The 20,783-nt window shown below is 67.7% G+C and carries 16 protein-coding genes and 3 rRNA genes; 1 reads left to right on the top strand and 18 read right to left on the bottom strand.

What is annotated here, in order from left to right:
* Positions 1 to 9: 9 nt before the first annotated feature.
* The 8 genes from RLT59_RS21625 to RLT59_RS21590 form a co-directional block, all read right to left on the bottom strand.
* Entirely contained in the window at positions 10 to 825 is an 816-nt protein-coding gene (locus RLT59_RS21625) for a phosphatase (protein ID WP_311304915.1), read from the bottom strand.
* Positions 826 to 940: 115 nt separating this feature from the next.
* A complete protein-coding gene (locus RLT59_RS21620) occupies positions 941 to 2,113 on the bottom strand; it encodes an acetoin utilization protein AcuC (protein WP_311304914.1) in 1,173 nt (390 codons plus the stop codon).
* Entirely contained in the window at positions 2,082 to 3,284 is a 1,203-nt protein-coding gene (locus tag RLT59_RS21615) for an MFS transporter (RefSeq protein WP_311304913.1), read from the bottom strand. The genes RLT59_RS21620 and RLT59_RS21615 overlap by 32 nt, the downstream gene beginning before the upstream one ends.
* A 42-nt stretch (positions 3,285 to 3,326) precedes the next feature.
* Positions 3,327 to 3,971 (bottom strand): HAD family hydrolase, encoded by a 645-nt coding sequence (locus tag RLT59_RS21610; RefSeq protein WP_073737082.1) that lies wholly within the window; start codon positions 3,969 to 3,971, stop codon positions 3,327 to 3,329.
* Between the two features lie 74 nt (positions 3,972 to 4,045).
* Positions 4,046 to 4,162: ribosomal RNA gene (gene rrf / locus RLT59_RS21605) — 5S ribosomal RNA — on the bottom strand.
* Positions 4,163 to 4,241: 79 nt separating this feature from the next.
* Positions 4,242 to 7,368: ribosomal RNA gene (locus tag RLT59_RS21600) — 23S ribosomal RNA — on the bottom strand.
* Positions 7,369 to 7,669: 301 nt separating this feature from the next.
* Positions 7,670 to 9,197 (bottom strand): 16S ribosomal RNA (locus RLT59_RS21595).
* Together the 16S, 23S and 5S rRNA genes form the textbook arrangement of a ribosomal RNA operon.
* A 647-nt stretch (positions 9,198 to 9,844) precedes the next feature.
* The gene (locus RLT59_RS21590) at positions 9,845 to 10,861 is read right to left on the bottom strand and encodes a GlxA family transcriptional regulator (protein WP_311304912.1); all 1,017 of its coding nucleotides are present in this window, start codon (positions 10,859 to 10,861) and stop codon (positions 9,845 to 9,847) included.
* 74 nt (positions 10,862 to 10,935) lie between these two features.
* On the opposite strand from RLT59_RS21590, the gene RLT59_RS21585 reads away from it, so the two are divergent.
* Positions 10,936 to 11,523 carry a cysteine hydrolase family protein gene (locus RLT59_RS21585; protein ID WP_311304911.1) on the top strand — a complete coding sequence of 196 codons (588 nt, stop codon included), beginning with the start codon at positions 10,936 to 10,938 and terminating at the stop codon, positions 11,521 to 11,523.
* 1 nt (position 11,524) lies between these two features.
* Here the strand turns inward: RLT59_RS21585 and proC are convergent, their stop codons facing one another.
* The 10 genes from proC to RLT59_RS21535 form a co-directional block, all read right to left on the bottom strand.
* Positions 11,525 to 12,334, bottom strand: a complete 810-nt coding sequence (proC, locus tag RLT59_RS21580) for a pyrroline-5-carboxylate reductase (protein WP_311304910.1) — start codon at positions 12,332 to 12,334, stop codon at positions 11,525 to 11,527.
* 84 nt (positions 12,335 to 12,418) lie between these two features.
* A complete protein-coding gene (locus RLT59_RS21575; protein ID WP_311304909.1) occupies positions 12,419 to 13,180 on the bottom strand; it encodes an ABC transporter permease in 762 nt (253 codons plus the stop codon).
* On the bottom strand, positions 13,177 to 13,944 hold the full coding sequence (locus tag RLT59_RS21570; protein WP_311304908.1) for an ABC transporter ATP-binding protein: 768 nt from the start codon (positions 13,942 to 13,944) through the stop codon (positions 13,177 to 13,179). Before RLT59_RS21570 ends, RLT59_RS21575 begins: the two co-directional genes overlap by 4 nt.
* Positions 13,945 to 14,007: 63 nt before the next feature.
* On the bottom strand, positions 14,008 to 14,856 hold the full coding sequence (locus tag RLT59_RS21565) for a class I SAM-dependent methyltransferase (RefSeq protein ID WP_311304907.1): 849 nt from the start codon (positions 14,854 to 14,856) through the stop codon (positions 14,008 to 14,010).
* 130 nt (positions 14,857 to 14,986) lie between these two features.
* On the bottom strand, positions 14,987 to 15,574 hold the full coding sequence (locus RLT59_RS21560) for a hypothetical protein (RefSeq protein ID WP_311304906.1): 588 nt from the start codon (positions 15,572 to 15,574) through the stop codon (positions 14,987 to 14,989).
* 74 nt (positions 15,575 to 15,648) lie between these two features.
* Positions 15,649 to 16,125 (bottom strand): acetyltransferase, encoded by a 477-nt coding sequence (locus tag RLT59_RS21555; RefSeq protein WP_311304905.1) that lies wholly within the window; start codon positions 16,123 to 16,125, stop codon positions 15,649 to 15,651.
* Positions 16,126 to 16,288: 163 nt separating this feature from the next.
* Complete coding sequence (gene ilvD, locus RLT59_RS21550; RefSeq protein ID WP_311304904.1) at positions 16,289 to 18,139, bottom strand: dihydroxy-acid dehydratase; 1,851 nt, start codon at positions 18,137 to 18,139, stop codon at positions 16,289 to 16,291.
* A gap of 97 nt (positions 18,140 to 18,236) precedes the next feature.
* Positions 18,237 to 18,866, bottom strand: coding sequence for a TetR/AcrR family transcriptional regulator (locus RLT59_RS21545; RefSeq protein ID WP_311304903.1), 630 nt, complete (start codon positions 18,864 to 18,866; stop codon positions 18,237 to 18,239).
* Complete coding sequence (locus tag RLT59_RS21540; protein ID WP_311307809.1) at positions 18,863 to 19,678, bottom strand: sugar phosphate isomerase/epimerase family protein; 816 nt, start codon at positions 19,676 to 19,678, stop codon at positions 18,863 to 18,865. The genes RLT59_RS21545 and RLT59_RS21540 overlap by 4 nt, the downstream gene beginning before the upstream one ends.
* Positions 19,679 to 19,796: 118 nt before the next feature.
* Positions 19,797 to 20,747, bottom strand: coding sequence for a Ppx/GppA family phosphatase (locus RLT59_RS21535; protein ID WP_311304902.1), 951 nt, complete (start codon positions 20,745 to 20,747; stop codon positions 19,797 to 19,799).
* Positions 20,748 to 20,783: the final 36 nt, after the last annotated feature.

The following is a 20,783-nucleotide window of genomic DNA, read 5'->3' as shown; positions in this document are numbered from 1 at the left end:
ATCGGCCGCCTACTGTGACAGAGCCGCCCGATTGAGTACATAGCGCGTGAGCGGCAGGTAGTAGGCGGACCGCACGGCGTCGTCCACCGGGACGACGGCCGACACCCTTCCCTCGGCCTCACCGACGAACAGCGCGGGATCGTCCGTATCGGCCAGCCCGATCGCCTCGATGCCCAGCTGACCTGCCCCGCAGACCCATCCGTGGTCCCCCACGACGAGTTCCGGGAGCGGCCCCCGGCCCACCGCGGCGGCCTCCAGAACGACCCTGACCGGCAGCGGGGAGTGGGAGTGTGCGCCGGTACCACCACCGGGCAGCCGCACGCCTGGTTCGCGCACCAGCGCGACTCCCCGTACGTAGTCCAGGTTGTACGTGCGTACGCCGAACCGGGTCGTTATGTCGATACATCGCCCCTGCGCGGAGGTGAGCACAACGCACCCGACCGACGACAAAGCGTCTGCCAGCGCTGCGTAGAAACCGATCAGCCGGTGCGGGTGCCCCGTGCCGAACAGCACCGGCGCCCGCCGCCTGGCCGCGTCCGCCAGCCGGCCCGCGAAGGCGTCCAGCCCCGCCAGCGTCCGCTCGGGGTCGATCACATCGGGACCCGATACATGCGCGGGATCGGCCGAGACCCCGCACTTGTCGGCCATCAGCCGGAGCAGGTCCAGCTCACCCCAGCCCCGTCCGGGGTCGAGGCCGAGCGTCACCCGGGGGTCCCTGGCCGCGAACAGCCGATAACTCCGCAGGCTCACCTCCCGCGAGGTCGCCACGGGGCCGGCCAGCCGGGCCGCCAGCAGATGCGCGCGCAGCGCTCCGGTGCTCAACACCCTGCCGATGCTCCCGTACCCGCACCGCCCGGGGGCCAAAAGCCGGGATACGCCCCACAGTTGGCGTAACACGTGCCGGGCGGGCGGGCCTCGGGCCGGAGCGGGCCCGGTCGCCTCAGGTCAGCAGCCCGCGGAGCGGGAAGGCCGCCCGGCGGCTCGCCAGCACCGCCTGGTCCAGCCGGTCGGCCGGGTCGTACCCCTCTTCCCACGACTTCCACGAGGGGGTGCGGCCGTCCGTCATCCGGGCAGGACCGAGCTGCAGGGTCCGGGCGTAGACCTCGTCCCGCCAGGAGGACGGGATCACCGACTCCGGGTCCACGGGCGCGTGGGCGGCGATCCCCACCAGATGCGTCCAGGACCTCGGCACCACGTCCACCACCGCGTAACCGCCCCCGCCGAGCGCCACCCAGCGCCCTTCGTCGGCGTACTCGTGGGCGAGGTCGTGGCAGGCCGCCATCACCGCCCGCTGGGCGTCCAGCGAGACCGCGAGATGGGCCAGCGGGTCCTCGAAGTGCGTATCGGCCCCGTGCTGCGTCACCAGGACCTGAGGCCGGAAGTCCGCCAGCAGCTCCGGCACCACCGCGTGGAAGGCCCGCAGCCACCCCGCGTCCCCCGTCCCGGCCGGCAGCGCCACGTTCACCGCACCGCCCTCACCAGCCCCGGCGCCGGTCTCCTCCGGCCAGCCGGTCTGCGGGAAGAGGGTGCGCGGGTGCTCGTGCAGCGAGACGGTCAGCACCCGCGGGTCCTCCCAGAACGCCGCCTGCACGCCGTCCCCGTGGTGCACGTCCACATCGACGTACGCGACCCGCTCCGCGCCCAGCTCCAGCAGCCGGGCGATGGCGAGCGCCGGGTCGTTGTAGATGCAGAAGCCCGACGCGCTGCCGGGCATGGCGTGATGGAGCCCGCCGCTGAAGTTCACCGCGTGCCCGGTCCGCCCGCGCCACACCGCCTCCGCGGCGCCCACGGACTGCCCGGCGATCAGCGAGGACACCTCGTGCATCCCGGCGAACGCGGGATCGTCCACCGTCCCGAGCCCGTAGCTCTGGTCGGCGTGGGCGGGGTCCGCGGAGGCCGCCCGCACGGCCGCCACGTAGTCGGAGCGGTGCACGAGCCGCAGCGTGGACTCCCCGGCGGGCTTGGCCGCCACCACGTCCACCGCCCGGTCGAGGCCGAACGCCCGCACCAGGCCCATCGTCAGCGCGAGTCTGACCGGGTCCATGGGGTGGCTGTCCCCGAAGTCGTATCCCGTTACTGCGTCATCCCACATCAGCTGTGCGCGGCCGCTCATGCCCGCCACCGTATCGGGCGGGCTCCGCGCCGAACGATCGGGCGTACACGAGCATCGCGAGCACCAGCACCATCGGTACGAGCATCGCGCCCCGGTAGCTCCAGGCGTCCCCGATCGCCCCCACCAGCGGCGAGCCGACCAGGAATCCCACGTAGTTGAAGATGTTCAGCCGGGCGATCGCGGTGTCGCTGTCGTCGGGGAACATCCGCCCGGCCGCCGCGAACGTCTGCGGCACGATCACGCACAGCCCGAATCCCAGCATGGTGAACCCGAGCATCCCGGTCCAGGCCCCGCCGGCGACGGCCACCACACCGAACCCGGCCGCGGCCAGCACACTCCCGAACCGCACCACGGCCACCGCCCCGAACCGCCGCACCCCGAAGTCCCCGACGGCCCGCCCCAGCAGCGTCGTCACCATGTAGACGTTGTACGGAACCGTCGACAGCTGCTCGGAACTCCCGAGCACGTCCTGCAGGTACTTCGCGCTCCAGTTGGAGACGGTCGAGTCCCCGATGTACGCGAAGCTCATCACCACGCAGAGCGGCAGCAGCAGCTTGAACGAGACAGCCCCGGCCTTCCCCTTCGGCGCGGCCCGCCCCTCGTCCTCCTGCTTCCCCTCGACGTACCACCGGCTCCCGACGAACGCGACGGGCAACAGCACCACCACGACCGGCAGATACGAGACCAGCAGCGACAGATCCCAGTGCGCCCCGGCCCACGCCATCGACGCCCCGGCGATCCCGCCCAGGCTGTACGCGGCGTGGAAGCCGAGCATGATGGAACGTCCGTACGCCCGCTGGAGGCTGACCCCCATCATGTTCGTGGACGCGTCCAGCGCGCCGACGGCCAGCCCGAACACGCCGAGCGCCAGGGCCGCCGCCCACAGCTCGCTCCCGGCACCGACGCCGAGGAGCGCCAGCAGCACGATGGGCTGCGTCCATCGCAGAACCACGCGCGGCCGTACCCGTGCGACCACCTTCTCGGTGACCACGCTGCCCACACCGGCCAGGATCGGCACGGCGGCGAGGAACACGGGCAGCAGGCCGTCGGATATCCCGTACCGGTCCTGAATGGCCGGGATCCGCGTCACGAGAGATGCGAACGTGACCCCCTGCACGAAGAAGCTCAACGCGAGGGAAGCTCTGCCGTGCCGCAAACGTGCATCTGTCATGGCCGCGAGCGTAGAGCCAGTTTCTACCCATGGGTAGACGCGTCAGGCAAGCAATTCCCGCAGCTGTCCCATGTCGGAGAAATGCCCGGTCACCCCGGCCAGCCGGTCCGCCGGCATCATCGACGTGAACCCGTACACATCCATCCCTGCGGCCCTGGCCGCCTCCACCCCGAGCGGGCTGTCCTCGATGACGACGCACCGCTCCGGCGGCACCCCCATCCGGTCCGCGGCGTAGAGGAACAGGTCGGGGGCGGGCTTCCCTCGGCCCACGTCCTCGGAGCTGAAGATCCACTCCTCCTCGAACCACTGGTCGAGCCCGGTCGTCCGGTGCCCGACCCGGATCCGCTCGTGGCTGCCGGAGGACGCGACGCAGTACGGGACCCCTTCGGCGACGAGGTCCCCCAGCACCTCCTCGACACCGGGTACGGGCCGCAGCTCCTGCCGGAACGCGGCGAACACCCGCGAGTGGAACGTGTCGTCGAAGTCCGCGGGCAGCTTCTCCCCGCCCCGCTCCTCGACGAGGTCGTGCACCCGGTGCATGGCGGCCCCCATGTAGTCGCGGAGGGACTCCTCGTACGTGGTGGGGTGGCCGAGCTCCGTGAGGTAGGCGGCCAGGAGGGTGTTGGAGATCGGCTCGCTGTCCACGAGCACACCGTCGTTGTCGAAGATGACCAGTTCGTAGCGCATGTCACGACCTTAAACTGTCGGGAACGCAGAAAAGCCCCGTGCCACAAGGGCACGGGGCTCAACTATTAAAAGGAGTTCGGCGGCGTCCTACTCTCCCACAGGGTCCCCCCTGCAGTACCATCGGCGCTGAAAGGCTTAGCTTCCGGGTTCGGAATGTAACCGGGCGTTTCCCTAACGCAATGACCACCGAAACACTATGAAATTAACCAACACCGGAACAAAACACGGCCGTTCGTTATTTCAGAACTAACACAGTGGACGCGAGCAACTGAGGACAAGCCCTCGGCCTATTAGTACCAGTCAGCTCCACCCGTTACCGGGCTTCCACATCTGGCCTATCAACCCAGTCGTCTACTGGGAGCCTTAACCCCTCAAAGGAGGTGGGAATACTCATCTCGAAGCAGGCTTCCCGCTTAGATGCTTTCAGCGGTTATCCTTTCCGAACGTAGCCAACCAGCCATGCCCTTGGCAGGACAACTGGCACACCAGAGGTTCGTCCGTCCCGGTCCTCTCGTACTAGGGACAGCCCTTCTCAATATTCCTACGCGCACAGCGGATAGGGACCGAACTGTCTCACGACGTTCTAAACCCAGCTCGCGTACCGCTTTAATGGGCGAACAGCCCAACCCTTGGGACCGACTCCAGCCCCAGGATGCGACGAGCCGACATCGAGGTGCCAAACCATCCCGTCGATATGGACTCTTGGGGAAGATCAGCCTGTTATCCCCGGGGTACCTTTTATCCGTTGAGCGACAGCGCTTCCACAAGCCACTGCCGGATCACTAGTCCCGACTTTCGTCCCTGCTCGACCCGTCGGTCTCACAGTCAAGCTCCCTTGTGCACTTACACTCAACACCTGATTGCCAACCAGGCTGAGGGAACCTTTGGGCGCCTCCGTTACTCTTTAGGAGGCAACCGCCCCAGTTAAACTACCCATCAGACACTGTCCCTGATCCGGATCACGGACCCAGGTTAGACATCCAGCACGACCAGAGTGGTATTTCAACGACGACTCCACAACCACTGGCGTGGCCGCTTCAAAGTCTCCCACCTATCCTACACAAGCCGAACCGAACACCAATATCAAACTATAGTAAAGGTCCCGGGGTCTTTCCGTCCTGCTGCGCGAAACGAGCATCTTTACTCGTAGTGCAATTTCACCGGGCCTATGGTTGAGACAGTCGAGAAGTCGTTACGCCATTCGTGCAGGTCGGAACTTACCCGACAAGGAATTTCGCTACCTTAGGATGGTTATAGTTACCACCGCCGTTTACTGGCGCTTAAGTTCTCAGCTTCGCCGACCCGAAAGTCAGCTAACCGGTCCCCTTAACGTTCCAGCACCGGGCAGGCGTCAGTCCGTATACATCGCCTTACGGCTTCGCACGGACCTGTGTTTTTAGTAAACAGTCGCTTCTCGCTGGTCTCTGCGGCCACCCCCAGCTCACGGAGTAAATCCGATCACCAGTGATGGCCCCCCTTCTCCCGAAGTTACGGGGGCATTTTGCCGAGTTCCTTAACCATAGTTCACCCGAACGCCTCGGTATTCTCTACCTGACCACCTGAGTCGGTTTAGGGTACGGGCCGCCATGAAACTCGCTAGAGGCTTTTCTCGACAGCATAGGATCATCCACTTCACCACAATCGGCTCGGCATCAGGTCTCAGCCTTAACGTGTGACGGATTTACCTACCACACGGCCTACACCCTTACCCCGGGACTACCACCGCCCGGGCTGGACTACCTTCCTGCGTCACCCCATCGCTTACCTACTACAAGTCTGGTTCGCTTAGCTCCACCACTACCCTCAACTCCGAAGAGATCGGGCCGGCTTCACGGACTTAGCATCGCCTGATTCAGTACTGGGCGTTTCAAAGCGGGTACCGGAATATCAACCGGTTGTCCATCGACTACGCCTGTCGGCCTCGCCTTAGGTCCCGACTTACCCTGGGCAGATCAGCTTGACCCAGGAACCCTTAGTCAATCGGCGCACACGTTTCTCACGTGTGTATCGCTACTCATGCCTGCATTCTCACTCGTGAACCGTCCACAACTCGCTTCCGCGGCTGCTTCACCCGGCACACGACGCTCCCCTACCCATCCACACAGGCGTTGGCCCTATATGTGTGAATGACACGACTTCGGCGGTACGCTTGAGCCCCGCTACATTGTCGGCGCGGAATCACTTGACCAGTGAGCTATTACGCACTCTTTCAAGGGTGGCTGCTTCTAAGCCAACCTCCTGGTTGTCTCTGCGACTCCACATCCTTTCCCACTTAGCGTACGCTTAGGGGCCTTAGTCGATGCTCTGGGCTGTTTCCCTCTCGACCATGGAGCTTATCCCCCACAGTCTCACTGCCGTGCTCTCACTTACCGGCATTCGGAGTTTGGCTAAGGTCAGTAACCCGGTAGGGCCCATCGCCTATCCAGTGCTCTACCTCCGGCAAGAAACACACGACGCTGCACCTAAATGCATTTCGGGGAGAACCAGCTATCACGGAGTTTGATTGGCCTTTCACCCCTAACCACAGGTCATCCCCCAGGTTTTCAACCCTGGTGGGTTCGGTCCTCCACGAAGTCTTACCTCCGCTTCAACCTGCCCATGGCTAGATCACTCCGCTTCGGGTCTAGAGCGTGCAACTCAAACGCCCTATTCGGACTCGCTTTCGCTACGGCTTCCCCACACGGGTTAACCTCGCTACACACCGCTAACTCGCAGGCTCATTCTTCAAAAGGCACGCAGTCACGACGCACCGAGTAAACTCGGCGCGCGACGCTCCCACGGCTTGTAGGCACACGGTTTCAGGTACTATTTCACTCCGCTCCCGCGGTACTTTTCACCATTCCCTCACGGTACTATCCGCTATCGGTCACCAGGGAATATTTAGGCTTAACGGGTGGTCCCGCCAGATTCACACGGGATTTCTCGGGCCCCGTGCTACTTGGGTGTCTCTCAAACGAGCCGTTAATGTTTCAGCTACGGGGGTCTTACCCTCTACGCCGGACCTTTCGCATGTCCTTCGCCTACATCAACGGTTTCTGACTCGTCTCACAGTAAGCAGACTATGAAAAAGAGATCCCACAACCCCGCATGCGCAACCCCTGCCGGGTATCACACGCATACGGTTTGGCCTGATCCAGTTTCGCTCGCCACTACTCCCGGAATCACGGTTGTTTTCTCTTCCTGCGGGTACTGAGATGTTTCACTTCCCCGCGTTCCCTCCACACTGCCTATGTGTTCAGCAGCGGGTGACAGCCCATGACGACTGCCGGGTTTCCCCATTCGGACACCCCCGGATCAAAGCTTGGTTGACAGCTCCCCGGGGCCTATCGTGGCCTCCCACGTCCTTCATCGGTTCCTGGTGCCAAGGCATCCACCGTGCGCCCTTAAAAACTTGGCCACAGATGCTCGCGTCCACTGTGCAGTTCTCAAACAACGACCAGCCACCCATCACCCCACCCTTAACCAGGTGAGTGCACTGGGGTTAAGCAACCGAAGGACGACCATGACGGCCGTACCTTCAGATACCCAACAGCGTGCCCGACCCGACCGATCCCTTCCCACATTCCACGCCGAAGCAGTACTAGTGAAAAACAACCTGTCGTGCCGAATAGTCAACGTTCCACCCATGAGCTGACCACCGCCGAACATTTGCCGGCGTAGTGGCTCTGAATTCCTTACGGAATCTAGATGCTCCTTAGAAAGGAGGTGATCCAGCCGCACCTTCCGGTACGGCTACCTTGTTACGACTTCGTCCCAATCGCCAGTCCCACCTTCGACAGCTCCCTCCCACAAGGGGTTGGGCCACCGGCTTCGGGTGTTACCGACTTTCGTGACGTGACGGGCGGTGTGTACAAGGCCCGGGAACGTATTCACCGCAGCAATGCTGATCTGCGATTACTAGCAACTCCGACTTCATGGGGTCGAGTTGCAGACCCCAATCCGAACTGAGACCGGCTTTTTGAGATTCGCTCCGCCTCGCGGCATCGCAGCTCATTGTACCGGCCATTGTAGCACGTGTGCAGCCCAAGACATAAGGGGCATGATGACTTGACGTCGTCCCCACCTTCCTCCGAGTTGACCCCGGCAGTCTCCTGTGAGTCCCCATCACCCCGAAGGGCATGCTGGCAACACAGAACAAGGGTTGCGCTCGTTGCGGGACTTAACCCAACATCTCACGACACGAGCTGACGACAGCCATGCACCACCTGTACACCGACCACAAGGGGGGCACCATCTCTGATGCTTTCCGGTGTATGTCAAGCCTTGGTAAGGTTCTTCGCGTTGCGTCGAATTAAGCCACATGCTCCGCTGCTTGTGCGGGCCCCCGTCAATTCCTTTGAGTTTTAGCCTTGCGGCCGTACTCCCCAGGCGGGGAACTTAATGCGTTAGCTGCGGCACCGACGACGTGGAATGTCGCCAACACCTAGTTCCCAACGTTTACGGCGTGGACTACCAGGGTATCTAATCCTGTTCGCTCCCCACGCTTTCGCTCCTCAGCGTCAGTAATGGCCCAGAGATCCGCCTTCGCCACCGGTGTTCCTCCTGATATCTGCGCATTTCACCGCTACACCAGGAATTCCGATCTCCCCTACCACACTCTAGCCTGCCCGTATCGACTGCAGACCCGGGGTTAAGCCCCGGGCTTTCACAACCGACGCAACAAGCCGCCTACGAGCTCTTTACGCCCAATAATTCCGGACAACGCTTGCGCCCTACGTATTACCGCGGCTGCTGGCACGTAGTTAGCTTAGCGCTTCTTCTGCAGGTACCGTCACTTTCGCTTCTTCCCTGCTGAAAGAGGTTTACAACCCGAAGGCCGTCATCCCTCACGCGGCGTCGCTGCATCAGGCTTTCGCCCATTGTGCAATATTCCCCACTGCTGCCTCCCGTAGGAGTCTGGGCCGTGTCTCAGTCCCAGTGTGGCCGGTCGCCCTCTCAGGCCTAGCTACCCGTCGTCGCCTTGGTAGGCCATTACCCCACCAACTAGCTGATAGGCCGCGGGCTCATCCTTCACCGCCGGAGCTTTTAACCTTCCCCCATGAGAGAGAAAGTATTATCCGGTATTAGACCCCGTTTCCAGGGCTTGTCCCAGAGTGAAGGGCAGATTGCCCACGTGTTACTCACCCGTTCGCCACTAATCCACCCCGAAAGGCTTCATCGTTCGACTTGCATGTGTTAAGCACGCCGCCAGCGTTCGTCCTGAGCCAGGATCAAACTCTCCGTGAATGTTTTCCCGTAATCGGGGATCACACCACGAGAGCGGAACAGTCGAGTCGGAATAAGACCGACCGTTCACTGTGTCCTCGCTATGTGCATTGCCTGGTAGAACCACAAGTGGGTCTGCCAGGACTTTCAAAGGAACCTCGAACCTGCCGAAGCAGGTCGGGGTATCAACGTATCTGGCGTTGACTTTTGGCACGCTGTTGAGTTCTCAAGGAACGGACGCTTCCTTTGTACTCACCCTCATCGGGCTTTCCTCCGGGCGCTTCCCTTCGGTCTTGCGTTTCCGACTCTATCAGACTCTTTCGTGTCCGATTCCCGGTCGAAGCGGGCCTCGCAATTTCGCTTTCCAGTTCTTCGCTTTCGCGTTTCCCTTTCCGGCGAGTCCGACTCTATCAGATCCTTTCGGGCCCGATTCCCAGTCAGTTGGGCTTGTCTTCGCGGCCGTTGGGCCGTTCCGACGAGTGAGACATTAGCGGAATCCGGGGCTCCGACGCTAATCGGGGTCACGTTCCTTCGAACGTGGATTCCTCATTTCGCGAATGCGCACGCAGAGACAGGCGACAGCTGTCGCTCGTTCGTTGTGGTTACTGCGGAATGGCTGTCCGGGGACCGACCGGGGTCGGCGCTCACGTCGGACAACTCGGAGCACATTACGGATGTGGTGCGGGCGTGTCAACCCCGGTCCCCGGCGGGGAGCGGTGGAAGGCGAGCCGGTAGTCGCGGGGGCTGGTGGCCAGGTGGGTCGCGAAGTGCTGGCGCATGGTGATCTCGCTGCCGAAGCCCGTGCGGCGGGCCACCTCCGGCAGGGGCAGATCGGTGCGCTCCAGCAGCTTCTGAGCTGCCGCGATGCGTTGGGTGATCAGCCAGCGCAGCGGTGTCGTGCCGGTGGTCGCCTGGAAGTGGCGGGCGAAGGAGCGCGGGGACATGCCGGCGCGGTCGGCGAGCTCCGCCACCGTGTGCGGTTCGGCCAGACGGGTCAGAGCGAATGCGCGTACGGCCGCGAGGGTGTCCGCGTCGCGGTCCGTGTGCGGGGTCGGGTGCTCGATGAACTGTGCCTGGGTTCCGGTGCGGAACGGGGCGGTGACCATCGAACGGGCGATCGTCGCCGCGGTCTCGGCGCCGTGGACCGTACGGACGAGGTGGAGGCAGAGGTCGATGCCGGCCGCGGTGCCCGCAGAGGTCCAGAGATTGTCGTCGTGGACGAAGAGAGCGTCGGGTACGACGGTGACGCCGGGGTGACGGGTGCGCAGGAGGTCTGTGAGGTTCCAGTGGGTGACCGCTCGTCGGCCGTCGAGAAGGCCGGCCTGGGCGAGGGTGAAGGCGCCTCCGCAGAGCGCGGCGATCGGCGTGCCGCGGACATGGGCGCGGCGCAGGGCTTCGAGGAGCGGTTCGGGCGCCGGCGTCACATGGTCGTCCAGCCCAGGGACGACGATCAGGTCGGCTCGGGACAGCCAGCTCAGCGTGCGGTCGGGGGTGAGGGAGAGGCCGCCGCGCAGGGGGATGGGGGTGGGGGCGGCCGCGGTGCGGCGCAGCTCGAACGACGGGACTCCGCGGTCCGTCCGGTCCACGCCCCAGACCTCCGTGATGACCGAGGCGTCGAACGCGCGGATGCCCGGAAAGGCAACGAGGGCGATCCGAGTGGCGGCGGCGGGGGTGGCGGCGGTCATGCTGGCAGTAAAGCATCGATCGATGGCTTTGTGACCTCTGGGCGGCCGGGTGGGCGCGCGGCAGCATAGGGGCCATGGAGATCGCGGAGAACGCAGCGCTGGTAGTGGTGGACGTGCAGGAGGGCTTCGAGGAGGAGGCGTACTGGGGGCCGCGGAACAATCCCTCTGCGGACGAGAACATCGCCGGGCTGATCGATGCCTGGCAGGAGAGCGGGCGGCCGGTCGTCTTCGTACGGCATGACTCGCCCAAGCCGGATTCGCCGTTGCGGGTGGGATATCCGGGCAACGCCTTCAAGTCATATGTGGAGGAGCGGCGGGGCAAGGGGGACGGGCCCGAGCTGTTTCTGACGAAGAGCGTGAACTCGGCGTTCTACGGGACGCCGGATCTGGCGGAATGGCTGCGCGGGGGCGGGGTGCGGCAGATCGTGGTGGCCGGTATCCAGACCAACATGTGCGCGGAGACGACGGCCCGGATGGCGGGGAACCTCGGGTACGAGGTGTTCTTCGCGTTCGACGCGACGTACACCTTCGACGGGACCGGCCCGTTCGGCTGGACGATGCGCGCGGAGGAACTGGCGCGGGCCACCGCCGTGACGCTGCACGGCGGTGGGTTCGCGAAGGTGGTGCGCAGTGCGGAGCTGATCGCCGCCGCCGCGGGGTAGCTCAGCCCTTGCCGGAGGCGAGTTCGCGGCTGCGGTCGCGAGCGGCTTCGAGGGCGGCGATGAGGGCGGCGCGTACGCCGTGGTTCTCCAGTTCGCGGATGGCGCTGATCGTGGTGCCCGCCGGGCTGGTGACGGCTTCGCGGAGCTTGACCGGGTGCTCGCCGCTGTCCCGGAGCATCACGGCGGCGCCGATGGCGGCCTGGACGATCAGGTCGTGGGCCTGGGCGCGGGGCAGGCCGAGCAGGATTCCGGCGTCCGTCATCGCCTCGACGAGGAAGTAGAAGTACGCCGGGCCCGAGCCGGAGAGCGCGGTGGCCGCGTCCTGCTGGGACTCCGGGACGCGCAGCGTCTTGCCGACGCCACCGAAGATCGCCTCCGCGGTGGCGAGGTGGGCGCCGGTGGCGTGGCTGCCCGCGGAGATGACGGACATGCCCTCGTCGACCAGGACGGGGGTGTTCGGCATGACCCGGACGACCGGGGTGCCGTCGGTGAGGCGGTCCTCGATGAAGGCGGTCGTGATGCCGGCCGCGGCGCTGATGACCAGGCGGTCCGCGGCGACATGGGCGGAGAGCTCGTCGAGGAGGCGGCCCATGTCCTGGGGCTTGGCCGCGAGGATGAGGATGTCGGCGCGGGCGGCGGCCTCCGCGTTGCTGACGGAGTCGACCCCGTAGCGGTTGCGGAGCTCCTCCGCGCGCTCGGAGCGGCGGGTGGTGACGAGCAGGTCGGCCGGGCGCCACCCGGCCCGGATCATGCCGCTGAGCAGGGCCTCGCCGATCTTGCCGGTGCCGAGGACTGCGACTGTCTGGGTCATGCGGTTTCACCCTCCGGGCGGTGCCGGCGGCTCTCGGTGCCGGCTGTTCTCGGTACTCGTGCCCGCCATCCTCGCACCGGCCCGTCAGGTGGTGCGGCGGCGGAGGGTGGCCGTGCCCAGGGCGAGGACGAGGAGGGCGCAGCCCGCCACGATCGCGACGTCGCGGACGAAGTCGCCGGTGACGTCCGGTTGGTGGAGGACCTCGTTCATGCCGTCCACGGCGTACGACATGGGCAGCACGTTCGAGATCGCTTCGAGGACGGGCGCCATCCGGTCGCGGGCGATGAAGAGTCCGCAGAGCAGGAGCTGCGGGAAGATCACGGCCGGCATGAACTGGACGGCCTGGAACTCGGAGGCGGCGAAGGCCGAGACGAACAGGCCGAGCGCCGTGCCGAGCAGGGCGTCGAGCACGGCGACCAGGAGCAGCAGCCACGGGGACCCGGTGACGTCGAGGCCGAGCAGCCACACCGAGAGGCCGGTGGCCAGGAGCGACTGGACCACGGCGACGGCGCCGAAGGCGAGGGCGTAGCCCGCGATCAGGTCGCCCTTGCCGAGCGGCATCGCGAGGAGGCGTTCCAGGGTGCCCGAGGTGCGCTCGCGCAGGGTGGCGATCGAGGTGACCAGGAACATCGTGATCAGCGGGAAGATGCCGAGCAGCGAGGCGCCGATGGAGTCGAAGGTGCGCGGGCTGCCGTCGAAGACGTACCGCAGCAGCGTGATCATGACGACCGGGATCAGCAGGAGCAGTCCGATGGTGCGGGGGTCGTGTGCCAGCTGGCGCAGGACGCGGGCGGCGGTGGCCAGGGTGCGGGCCACGCTGAGCGGTGAGGTGCTGGTCGTGCTCATCGGGCGTTCTCCTGACGGGTGGCGGCCGCGTCGACCAGGTGGAGGAAGGCTTCTTCGACGGTCTCGGTGCGGGCGGCGGTCCGCAGCGCCTCCGGGGTGTCGTCGGCGAGGATCTCGCCCTCGCGCATCAGGAGGAGGCGGTGGCAGCGCTCGGCCTCGTCCATGACGTGGGAGGAGACGAGGAGGGTGGCGCCGCGGTCGGCGGCGAGGCGGTGGAAGAGGCTCCACAGATCGCGCCGGAGCACCGGGTCCAGGCCGACGGTGGGCTCGTCGAGGACGAGCAGCTCTGGGGTGCCGAGCAGCGCCACGGCGAGGGAGACGCGGGTGCGCTGGCCGCCGGAGAGGGTGCCGGCGAGGGCGGCGGAGTGGCTGGTCAGGTCCACCTCTGTGATGGCCCGGGTGACGGCTTCGCGGCGGGCGTCGCGGTGCCGGCGGCCCGGTCGCAGGATCGCCGCGAAGTAGTCGAGGTTCTGCCGGACGGTGAGGTCGGTGTAGACGGACGGCGCCTGCGTGACGTACCCGATCCGTGGCCGCAGGCCGGGGTGGCCGGCCGGGCTGCCCAGGACGTCGAGGGTGCCGGTGACCTTGGCCTGGGTGCCGACGACGGCCCGCATCAGGGTGGATTTGCCGCAGCCGGAGGGGCCGAGGAGGCCGGTGATCCTGCCGGGTTCGACGGTGAAGCCGAGGCCTTTGAGGACGGTGCGGTTGCCCCGTACGACCGTGAGGCCGCGGGCCTCGATGGCGGCACCCGAAGAATTCATCATGTGATGAATTTTGTCGCGGTGAGGTTCTTCCGTCAAGGGCCCACGGCCTCCGCGCCTGCCGGTTCAGCGGATGGTCACGCTCAGCTCGACGACGTACGTCTCCTCCACCACGCCGTCCGGGAAGCGCCGTGCGAGGTGTTCGCGCTCCTCGGAGAGGAAGCGCCCGGCGGGTTCGTCACCGAGGACCAGGAAGGCGGAGTGGCTGCCGAGGTTGGCGAGGTGGGTGTCCAGGGGGACGCTCCGGGTCCAGGGCACCCTGCGGTGTACGAACGCCAGCTCGGCCGGCAGATCGCGGGCGGATACGGGCGAGCCGTGGGCACCGGTGTTGGCCGCCGCGGGCCCGCCTGCCGCTCCGGGGCCGGGGCCGGGGCCGGCGAGCTCGGGCAGCTCGGCGGCGAAGAAGCTCAGCAGCCGCTCGCCCTGTTCCGCGATCCAGCCGACGTCGGGGTCGGCCACGTTCCACCACAGGGCCAGCGCGCCGCCCGGCCGCAGGACGCGCATGGCCTCGGGGGCGGCGCGGGCGGAGTCCGTCCAGTGCCAGGACTGGGCGTACGTGATCAGGTCGGCCGAGGCCTCGGCGAAGGGGAGGCGGTTGCCGTCGCCGCGTACCAGCGGGACGTCCGGCAGGGTCCTGCGCAGTTCCGCCGCCATCCCGGGGCCCGGTTCGACGGCGACGACGGCTGCGCCCCGGTCGCGGAGGCGGCGGGTCGAGATGCCGGTGCCGGCCCCGACGTCCAGGGCGCGGGCGCCTCGCAGCGGCCGCCCCGCGAGCTCCTCGACGGCGTCCAGGAGGGCGTCCGGGTAGCCGGGGCGGGCGGCACCGTACTGGGCGGCGGCGCGGTCGAACGACAGGGCGCGCGGGGACGCGGAGCGCGGGGACGGGCTGGGGTCCGGGGTATTTGTAGTGGCCATGTGGCCCATCGTGGCCTCGGCGGCCCGGCCACGGCCAGGGGCCCGCTTCGGCGTGGCGCGTGACCCGAGACGCGTGACCCAAGACGCGTGACCCAAGACGCGTGACCCAAGACGCGTTACTCGCGGCGCGTTACTTGCGGCGGGCCTTCTTCGCCTTGGCCGCATTCGCCTTGGCCGTCTTGCGGGCCGCCGGGTTCCCGGTGCGGGCCGACCGGCGCTTCGCGTACCGGACCTGCGCCGCTTCGTACTCCGTACGCCGGAGCTTCTCGCCCGGGGCCTCGAAGAACGTACGGATGAAGTAGGCGAGCAGCCCGCCGATGAAGCCGATGGTCTTGAGGCCGCGCAGATTGTCCTCGCAGGCGGGGTCGGCCGGGCGGCTGCTGAAGCCCTCCCACGTCTTGCGGAAGGCGATCGCACTGCAGACGGCGAACATCAGGACCACCAGGACGCCGACGAAGCTGCCGACGTCAGCGATCTCCAGACCCTGGTAGGCGAACCGCAGTACGAAGCAGGACGCGGCGGCCGCGGCGAGCGAACCGACGGCGGCCCCGACGCGGCGCAGACCGTAGTGACCATCATGGGCGACCCAGGTCGTGCCGAAGAAGCGGATGGGCTCGGGCTGCGGTCCGGGGGTGGTCGCGGAGGCACCGGCGGGCGCCGTCGCGGACTCGGTGGCGCCGGGCGCGATGTCGTCGGGGGTCTCGCTGTTCTCGCTCACAGGATCGATTGTCCCAGGGCCGGGGCGGTGGCGCCGCGCTCGCTCCCGAGGGGCGGGCGCGGCGCCGTCGCGCGTCAGCCGCAGTGGCTCCACGGGCTGGTGTACGCGTACGTCCCGGCGGCCGTCTCGATCATGCCGCCCCACTTCACGCAGTGGCTGCCGGCGGCGAGGCGGACCGGACCCGCGTACGAGGAGTACCTTCCCTGGTCCTTGACCTGCTCCTTGCCGTCCCCGTCCACGTCGAGCCAGGCGCCGGTGGTCAGCGCCTTGCCCTCGGTGGCGGCGGCGTGGAAGGTGACCACGCAGTTGAACTTGGTGCTCGCGTTGTAGAGCAGGTAGACGCGGGCCAGTTCGGCCGACGCGTCCTTGAACACGTGCGAGTCGATCTGGGTGTACCCGGCTCCGCAGACGCCGGCCGGGGTGGCGGCGCCCGGCGCGGGCGCGATCGGTGTGGGTGCGGCCGACGCCGCACCGGCCGGGACAGCGGCCAGTGCCGCGAGGGCGGTGACGGCTGACGCGATGACTACTGAGCTGCGTACGGAAGTTCGCATACTCCCCCAATCATGGTCATGCATGGCAAGGGGGCGAGCTTACTGCGATCGACCGGTCACACGGAGTCGTTCTCGGGCCACGACGGGCGGGTGGGCCGTAAAACGCGTCCGGCCCCTCGCGAGAGGGGCCGGGCGGTGGAGCGGGGTGTCGTGGGTGCGGGTGTCAGCCGAGCTTGGAGACGTCGCGGACTGCGCCCCGGTCCGCGCTGGTCGCCATGGCCGCGTAGGCACGCAGCGCCGCCGAGACCTTGCGGTCGCGGTTCTTCGGCGCGTAGACGCCGTTCAGCGCCTCCCGGCGGGTGGCCAGCTCGTCCTCCGCGACCAGGAGCTCGATCGAGCGGTTCGGGATGTCGATCCGGATCCGGTCGCCGTCCTCGACGAGCGCGATGGTGCCGCCGGACGCCGCCTCCGGAGAGGCGTGGCCGATGGAGAGGCCCGATGTGCCGCCGGAGAAGCGGCCGTCGGTGACCAGCGCGCAGGTCTTGCCCAGGCCCCGGCCCTTGAGGAAGGAGGTCGGGTAGAGCATCTCCTGCATGCCGGGGCCGCCGCGCGGGCCCTCGTAACGGATGACGACGACGTCGCCGTGCTCGATCTCCTTGCGGAGGATCTTGTCGACGGCGTCCTCCTGCGACTCGCAGACGACCGCCGGGCCCTCGAAGGTCCAGATCGACTCGTCGACGCCGGCCGTCTTCACGACGCAGCCGTCCACCGCGAGGTTCCCCTTGAGGACCGCGAGGCCGCCGTCCTTGGAGTACGCGTGCTCCACGTCGCGGATGCAGCCGCCTGCCGCGTCCAGGTCGAGGGTGTCCCAGCGCTCGGACTGCGAGAAGGCGGTCGCGGAACGGACGCAGCCGGGGGCGGCGTGCCACAGCTCGACGGCCTCCGGCGACGGTGAGCCGCCCCGGATGTCCCAGTTCTTCAGCCACTCGGAGAGGGTGTCGGAGTGCACGGAGTGCACGTCCTCGTTGAGCAGTCCGCCGCGGTGCAGCTCACCGAGGATGGCGGGGATACCGCCGGCCCGGTGGACGTCCTCCATGTAGTACGTACCGCCGGGCGCCACGTTGGGCGCGACCTTGGCGAGGCACGGGACGCGGCGCGAGACCGCGTTGATGTCCTCCAGGTCGTACGCCAGCTCCGCCTCCTGGGCGGCGGCGAGCAGGTGCAGGATCGTGTTGGTCGAGCCGCCCATGGCGATGTCGAGCGCCATCGCGTTGTCGAACGCGGCGCGGGTGCCGATGGCGCGCGGCAGGACCGTCTCGTCGTCCTGCTCGTAGTAGCGCTTTGTGATCTCGACGATCGTGCGGCCGGCCTCCTCGTACAGCGCCTTGCGGGCGGTGTGCGTGGCGAGGACGGAGCCGTTGCCGGGGAGGGAGAGGCCGAGGACCTCGGTCAGGCAGTTCATCGAGTTGGCGGTGAACATGCCGGAACAGCTGCCGCAGGTGGGGCAGGCGTTCTCCTCGATGCGGAGCATGTCCTCGTCGGAGATGCTCTCGTCGACCGCGTCGCTGATCGCGTTGACCAGGTCGAGCTTGCGGACCGTGCCGTCGACGAGGGTGGCCTTGCCGGCCTCCATCGGGCCGCCGGAGACGAAGACCGTGGGGATGTTGAGGCGCATCGCGGCCATCAGCATGCCGGGGGTGATCTTGTCGCAGTTCGAGATGCAGATCAGCGCGTCCGCGCAGTGCGCCTCGGCCATGTACTCGACGGAGTCGGCGATCAGGTCGCGGGACGGGAGGCTGTAGAGCATCCCGGCGTGACCCATCGCGATGCCGTCGTCGACCGCGATGGTGTTGAACTCGCGGGGGACGGCGCCCGCGGCCAGGATCGCCTCGGAGACGATCCGGCCGACGGGGGCGAGGTGGGTGTGGCCCGGGACGAACTCCGTGAAGGAGTTGGCGACCGCGATGATCGGCTTGCCGATGTCCTCGCTCGCTACGCCCGAGGCGCGCATAAGGGCGCGCGCGCCCGCCATGTTGCGGCCGTGGGTGACAGTGCGGGACCTCAGCTGGGGCATCGTCTCTCGCTCCTTCGACAGAAAAGACTGGTTCCGAGCGTACGCCTGTGACGCCAGGATCTGGACGGGGTGTCCGGTATCCGGGATCGGGGAACGGTCAGGCCTCCGTGAGGTAGCGCTGCAGCGTGGGGCCCACCATCGCGATGATCTTCTGCGGGTCTGCGGAGGCGAGCGGCTCCGCCCGGATCACGTAGCGCAGTACCGCGATGCCCACCATGTGCGACGCGACCAGCTCCGCGCGGAAGGTGGCGTCGGGGACGTCCAACTGGTCGGCGATGCGGTCAAGCAGGCGGCGCAGTACGAAGACGCGCAGGACCTTCGCCGCCGCCTCGTGGGTCATCGCGGAACGCATGATCGCCAGCAGCGGGGCCCTGGACGCCGGGTTCTCCCACACTCCGATGAAGTAGCCGGCCAGCCGCTCCCCCAGGCCCTCCGTGCTGCTGCCGAGGATGTCCGGGAGCACCAGGGCGGGTTCGAAGGAGAGCTCGATCGCGGCGGCGAACACCTCGTCCTTCGTACCGAAGTAGTGGTGGACCAGGGCCGCGTCCACTCCGGCCGCCTTCGCGATGCCCCGGACGGACGTCTTGTCGTAGCCGCGCTCGGAGAACTCGGTGCGGGCCGCCTCCAGGATGCGGGTGCGGGCGTCGGGGCCGGTCTTCGCCTCCGTGCGGGAGGGGCGGCCGCGGCGTCTGGGGGGCGGGGCCTGGCTCCCGTCGCCCTCGGTCACGGGCGCGGCGACGGGGCGGAGGAGGAGGCGAGGTGCAGCCGGGTGAAGGCCAGCGCCTCGGCCAGGTCCGCCTCGCGTTCGGCGGTGGACATCGCCCGGCGGGTGTTGACCTCGACGACGACATGGCCGCCGAAGCCGGTACGGGCCAGCCGCTCCAGGAGCTCGGCGCAGGGCTGGTCGCCCCGGCCGGGCACCAGGTGCTCGTCCTTGCCGGAGCCCTTGCCGTCCGCGAGGTGGACGTGGGCCAGCCGGTCGCCCATCCGGTCGACCATGGCCATGCCGTCCGTGCGGGCGGTCGCGGTGTGCGAGAGGTCCACGGTGAAGTGCCGGTAGTCGTCGTTGGTGACGTCCCAGTCGGGGGCGTACGCGAGCATCTCCCGGTCCCGGTAGCGCCACGGGTACATGTTCTCGACGGCGAACCGCACGTCCGTCTCGTCCGCCATCCGCCAGATCCCGGTGACGAAGTCACGCGCGTACTGCCGCTGCCAGCGGAACGGGGGGTGGACGACCACGGTCGTGGCGCCGAGCTTCTCCGCGGCGGCGCGGGCCCGCTGGAGCTTGACCCACGGGTCGGTGGACCAGACGCGCTGGGTGATCAGCAGGCAGGGGGCGTGCACGGCGAGTATCGGCACCTGGTGGTAGTCCGAGAGCCGGCGCAGCGCCTCGATGTCCTGGCTGACCGGGTCGGTCCAGACCATGACCTCGACGCCGTCGTACCCCAGGCGCGCGGCGATCTCGAAGGCCGTCGCCGTCGACTCCGGGTAGACGGAGGCCGTCGACAGGGCGACCTTCGCATCCGGGACGCGCACCACTGGTTCTGTCACGCAGACAGCGTACGGGCCCCGGTGCACGGTGGAGAGGGAGCCCGGCTGAAAGTGAGAAGGGCCATGGCCGTTCCGCACCCGTACGCCGCTGCCGTGCGCACAGCCGTCAGGCCAGGGCCGCCGCGTCCCGCGTCGGGAGGTGGTCCAGGCGGCGCAGGATGACTCCCTCGCGCAGCGCCCAGGGGCAGATCTCCAGCTCCTCGACGCCCAGCAGGTCCATGGCCCCCTCCGCGACCAGCGCGCCCGCCAGCAGCTGGGCGGACCGTCCGTCGGAGACACCGGGGAGGCCGCCGCGCTCCTCGACCGTCATCGCCGCGAGCTTCGGCACCCACTCCTCCAGCGCCTTGCGGCTGAGGGTGCGCTGCACGTACAGCCCCTCGGTGGAGCGGGCGGCGCCGGCGATCCTGGCGAGCTGCTTGAAGGTCTTGGAGGTGGCCACGACGTGGTCGGGGCGGCCGAATCGGGTGAACTCCCCGACGCTGCGGGCGATGCTCGCCCGGACGTGCCGGCGCAGCGCCCGCACCTCCACCGGGTCCGGCGGATCGCCCCGCAGCCAGCCCGCCGTGAGCCGTCCGGCGCCGAGCGGCAGTGACACGGCGGCGTCCGGCTCCTCGTCGATGCCGTACGCGATCTCCAGCGAGCCCCCGCCGATGTCCAGGACCAGCAGCTTCCCCGCCGACCAGCCGAACCAGCGGCGGGCGGCGAGGAAGGTGAGCCGGGCCTCCTCCGCACCGCTCAGGACGGTGAGGTCGATGCCGGTCTCGTCCCGCACCCGGGCCAGCACGGCGTCGGCGTTGCTCGCCTCCCGTACCGCGGAGGTGGCGAAGGCCAGCACGTCCTCGCAGCCCTTGTCCTCCGCCGCCTGTGCCGCGCCGGTGACCGTCGCCACCAGCCGGTCCACGCCGAGCGGGCCGATCGCGCCGTCCTCGTCCAGGAGCTCGGCCAGGCGCAGCTCCGCCTTGTGCGAGTGCGCGGGCAGCGGGCGGGCGCCGGGGTGCGCGTCGACCACCAGCAGATGAACCGTGTTCGACCCCACGTCGAGGACTCCGAGTCTCATACGCAGAACGCTACTGCCCGCCTGCCGCCTTACTCT

The sequence above is a fragment of the Streptomyces sp. ITFR-6 genome (assembly GCF_031844725.1).
In the GTDB taxonomy this organism is placed as follows: domain Bacteria; phylum Actinomycetota; class Actinomycetes; order Streptomycetales; family Streptomycetaceae; genus Streptomyces.
This window is presented reverse-complemented; position numbering and strand designations above follow the sequence as displayed.

Coding starts and splice junctions, on each gene's coding strand:
- RLT59_RS21620 (WP_311304914.1), bottom strand. CDS start 2,113: ATGAGCGGCCGCGCACAGCTGATGTGGGATGACGCAGTAACGGGATAC.
- RLT59_RS21615 (WP_311304913.1), bottom strand. CDS start 3,284: ATGACAGATGCACGTTTGCGGCACGGCAGAGCTTCCCTCGCGTTGAGC.
- RLT59_RS21610 (WP_073737082.1), bottom strand. CDS start 3,971: ATGCGCTACGAACTGGTCATCTTCGACAACGACGGTGTGCTCGTGGAC.
- RLT59_RS21590 (WP_311304912.1), bottom strand. CDS start 10,861: ATGACCGCCGCCACCCCCGCCGCCGCCACTCGGATCGCCCTCGTTGCC.
- RLT59_RS21585 (WP_311304911.1), top strand. CDS start 10,936: ATGGAGATCGCGGAGAACGCAGCGCTGGTAGTGGTGGACGTGCAGGAG.
- proC (WP_311304910.1), bottom strand. CDS start 12,334: ATGACCCAGACAGTCGCAGTCCTCGGCACCGGCAAGATCGGCGAGGCC.
- RLT59_RS21575 (WP_311304909.1), bottom strand. CDS start 13,180: ATGAGCACGACCAGCACCTCACCGCTCAGCGTGGCCCGCACCCTGGCC.
- RLT59_RS21570 (WP_311304908.1), bottom strand. CDS start 13,944: ATGATGAATTCTTCGGGTGCCGCCATCGAGGCCCGCGGCCTCACGGTC.
- RLT59_RS21565 (WP_311304907.1), bottom strand. CDS start 14,856: ATGGCCACTACAAATACCCCGGACCCCAGCCCGTCCCCGCGCTCCGCG.
- RLT59_RS21555 (WP_311304905.1), bottom strand. CDS start 16,125: ATGCGAACTTCCGTACGCAGCTCAGTAGTCATCGCGTCAGCCGTCACC.
- ilvD (WP_311304904.1), bottom strand. CDS start 18,139: ATGCCCCAGCTGAGGTCCCGCACTGTCACCCACGGCCGCAACATGGCG.
- RLT59_RS21535 (WP_311304902.1), bottom strand. CDS start 20,747: ATGAGACTCGGAGTCCTCGACGTGGGGTCGAACACGGTTCATCTGCTG.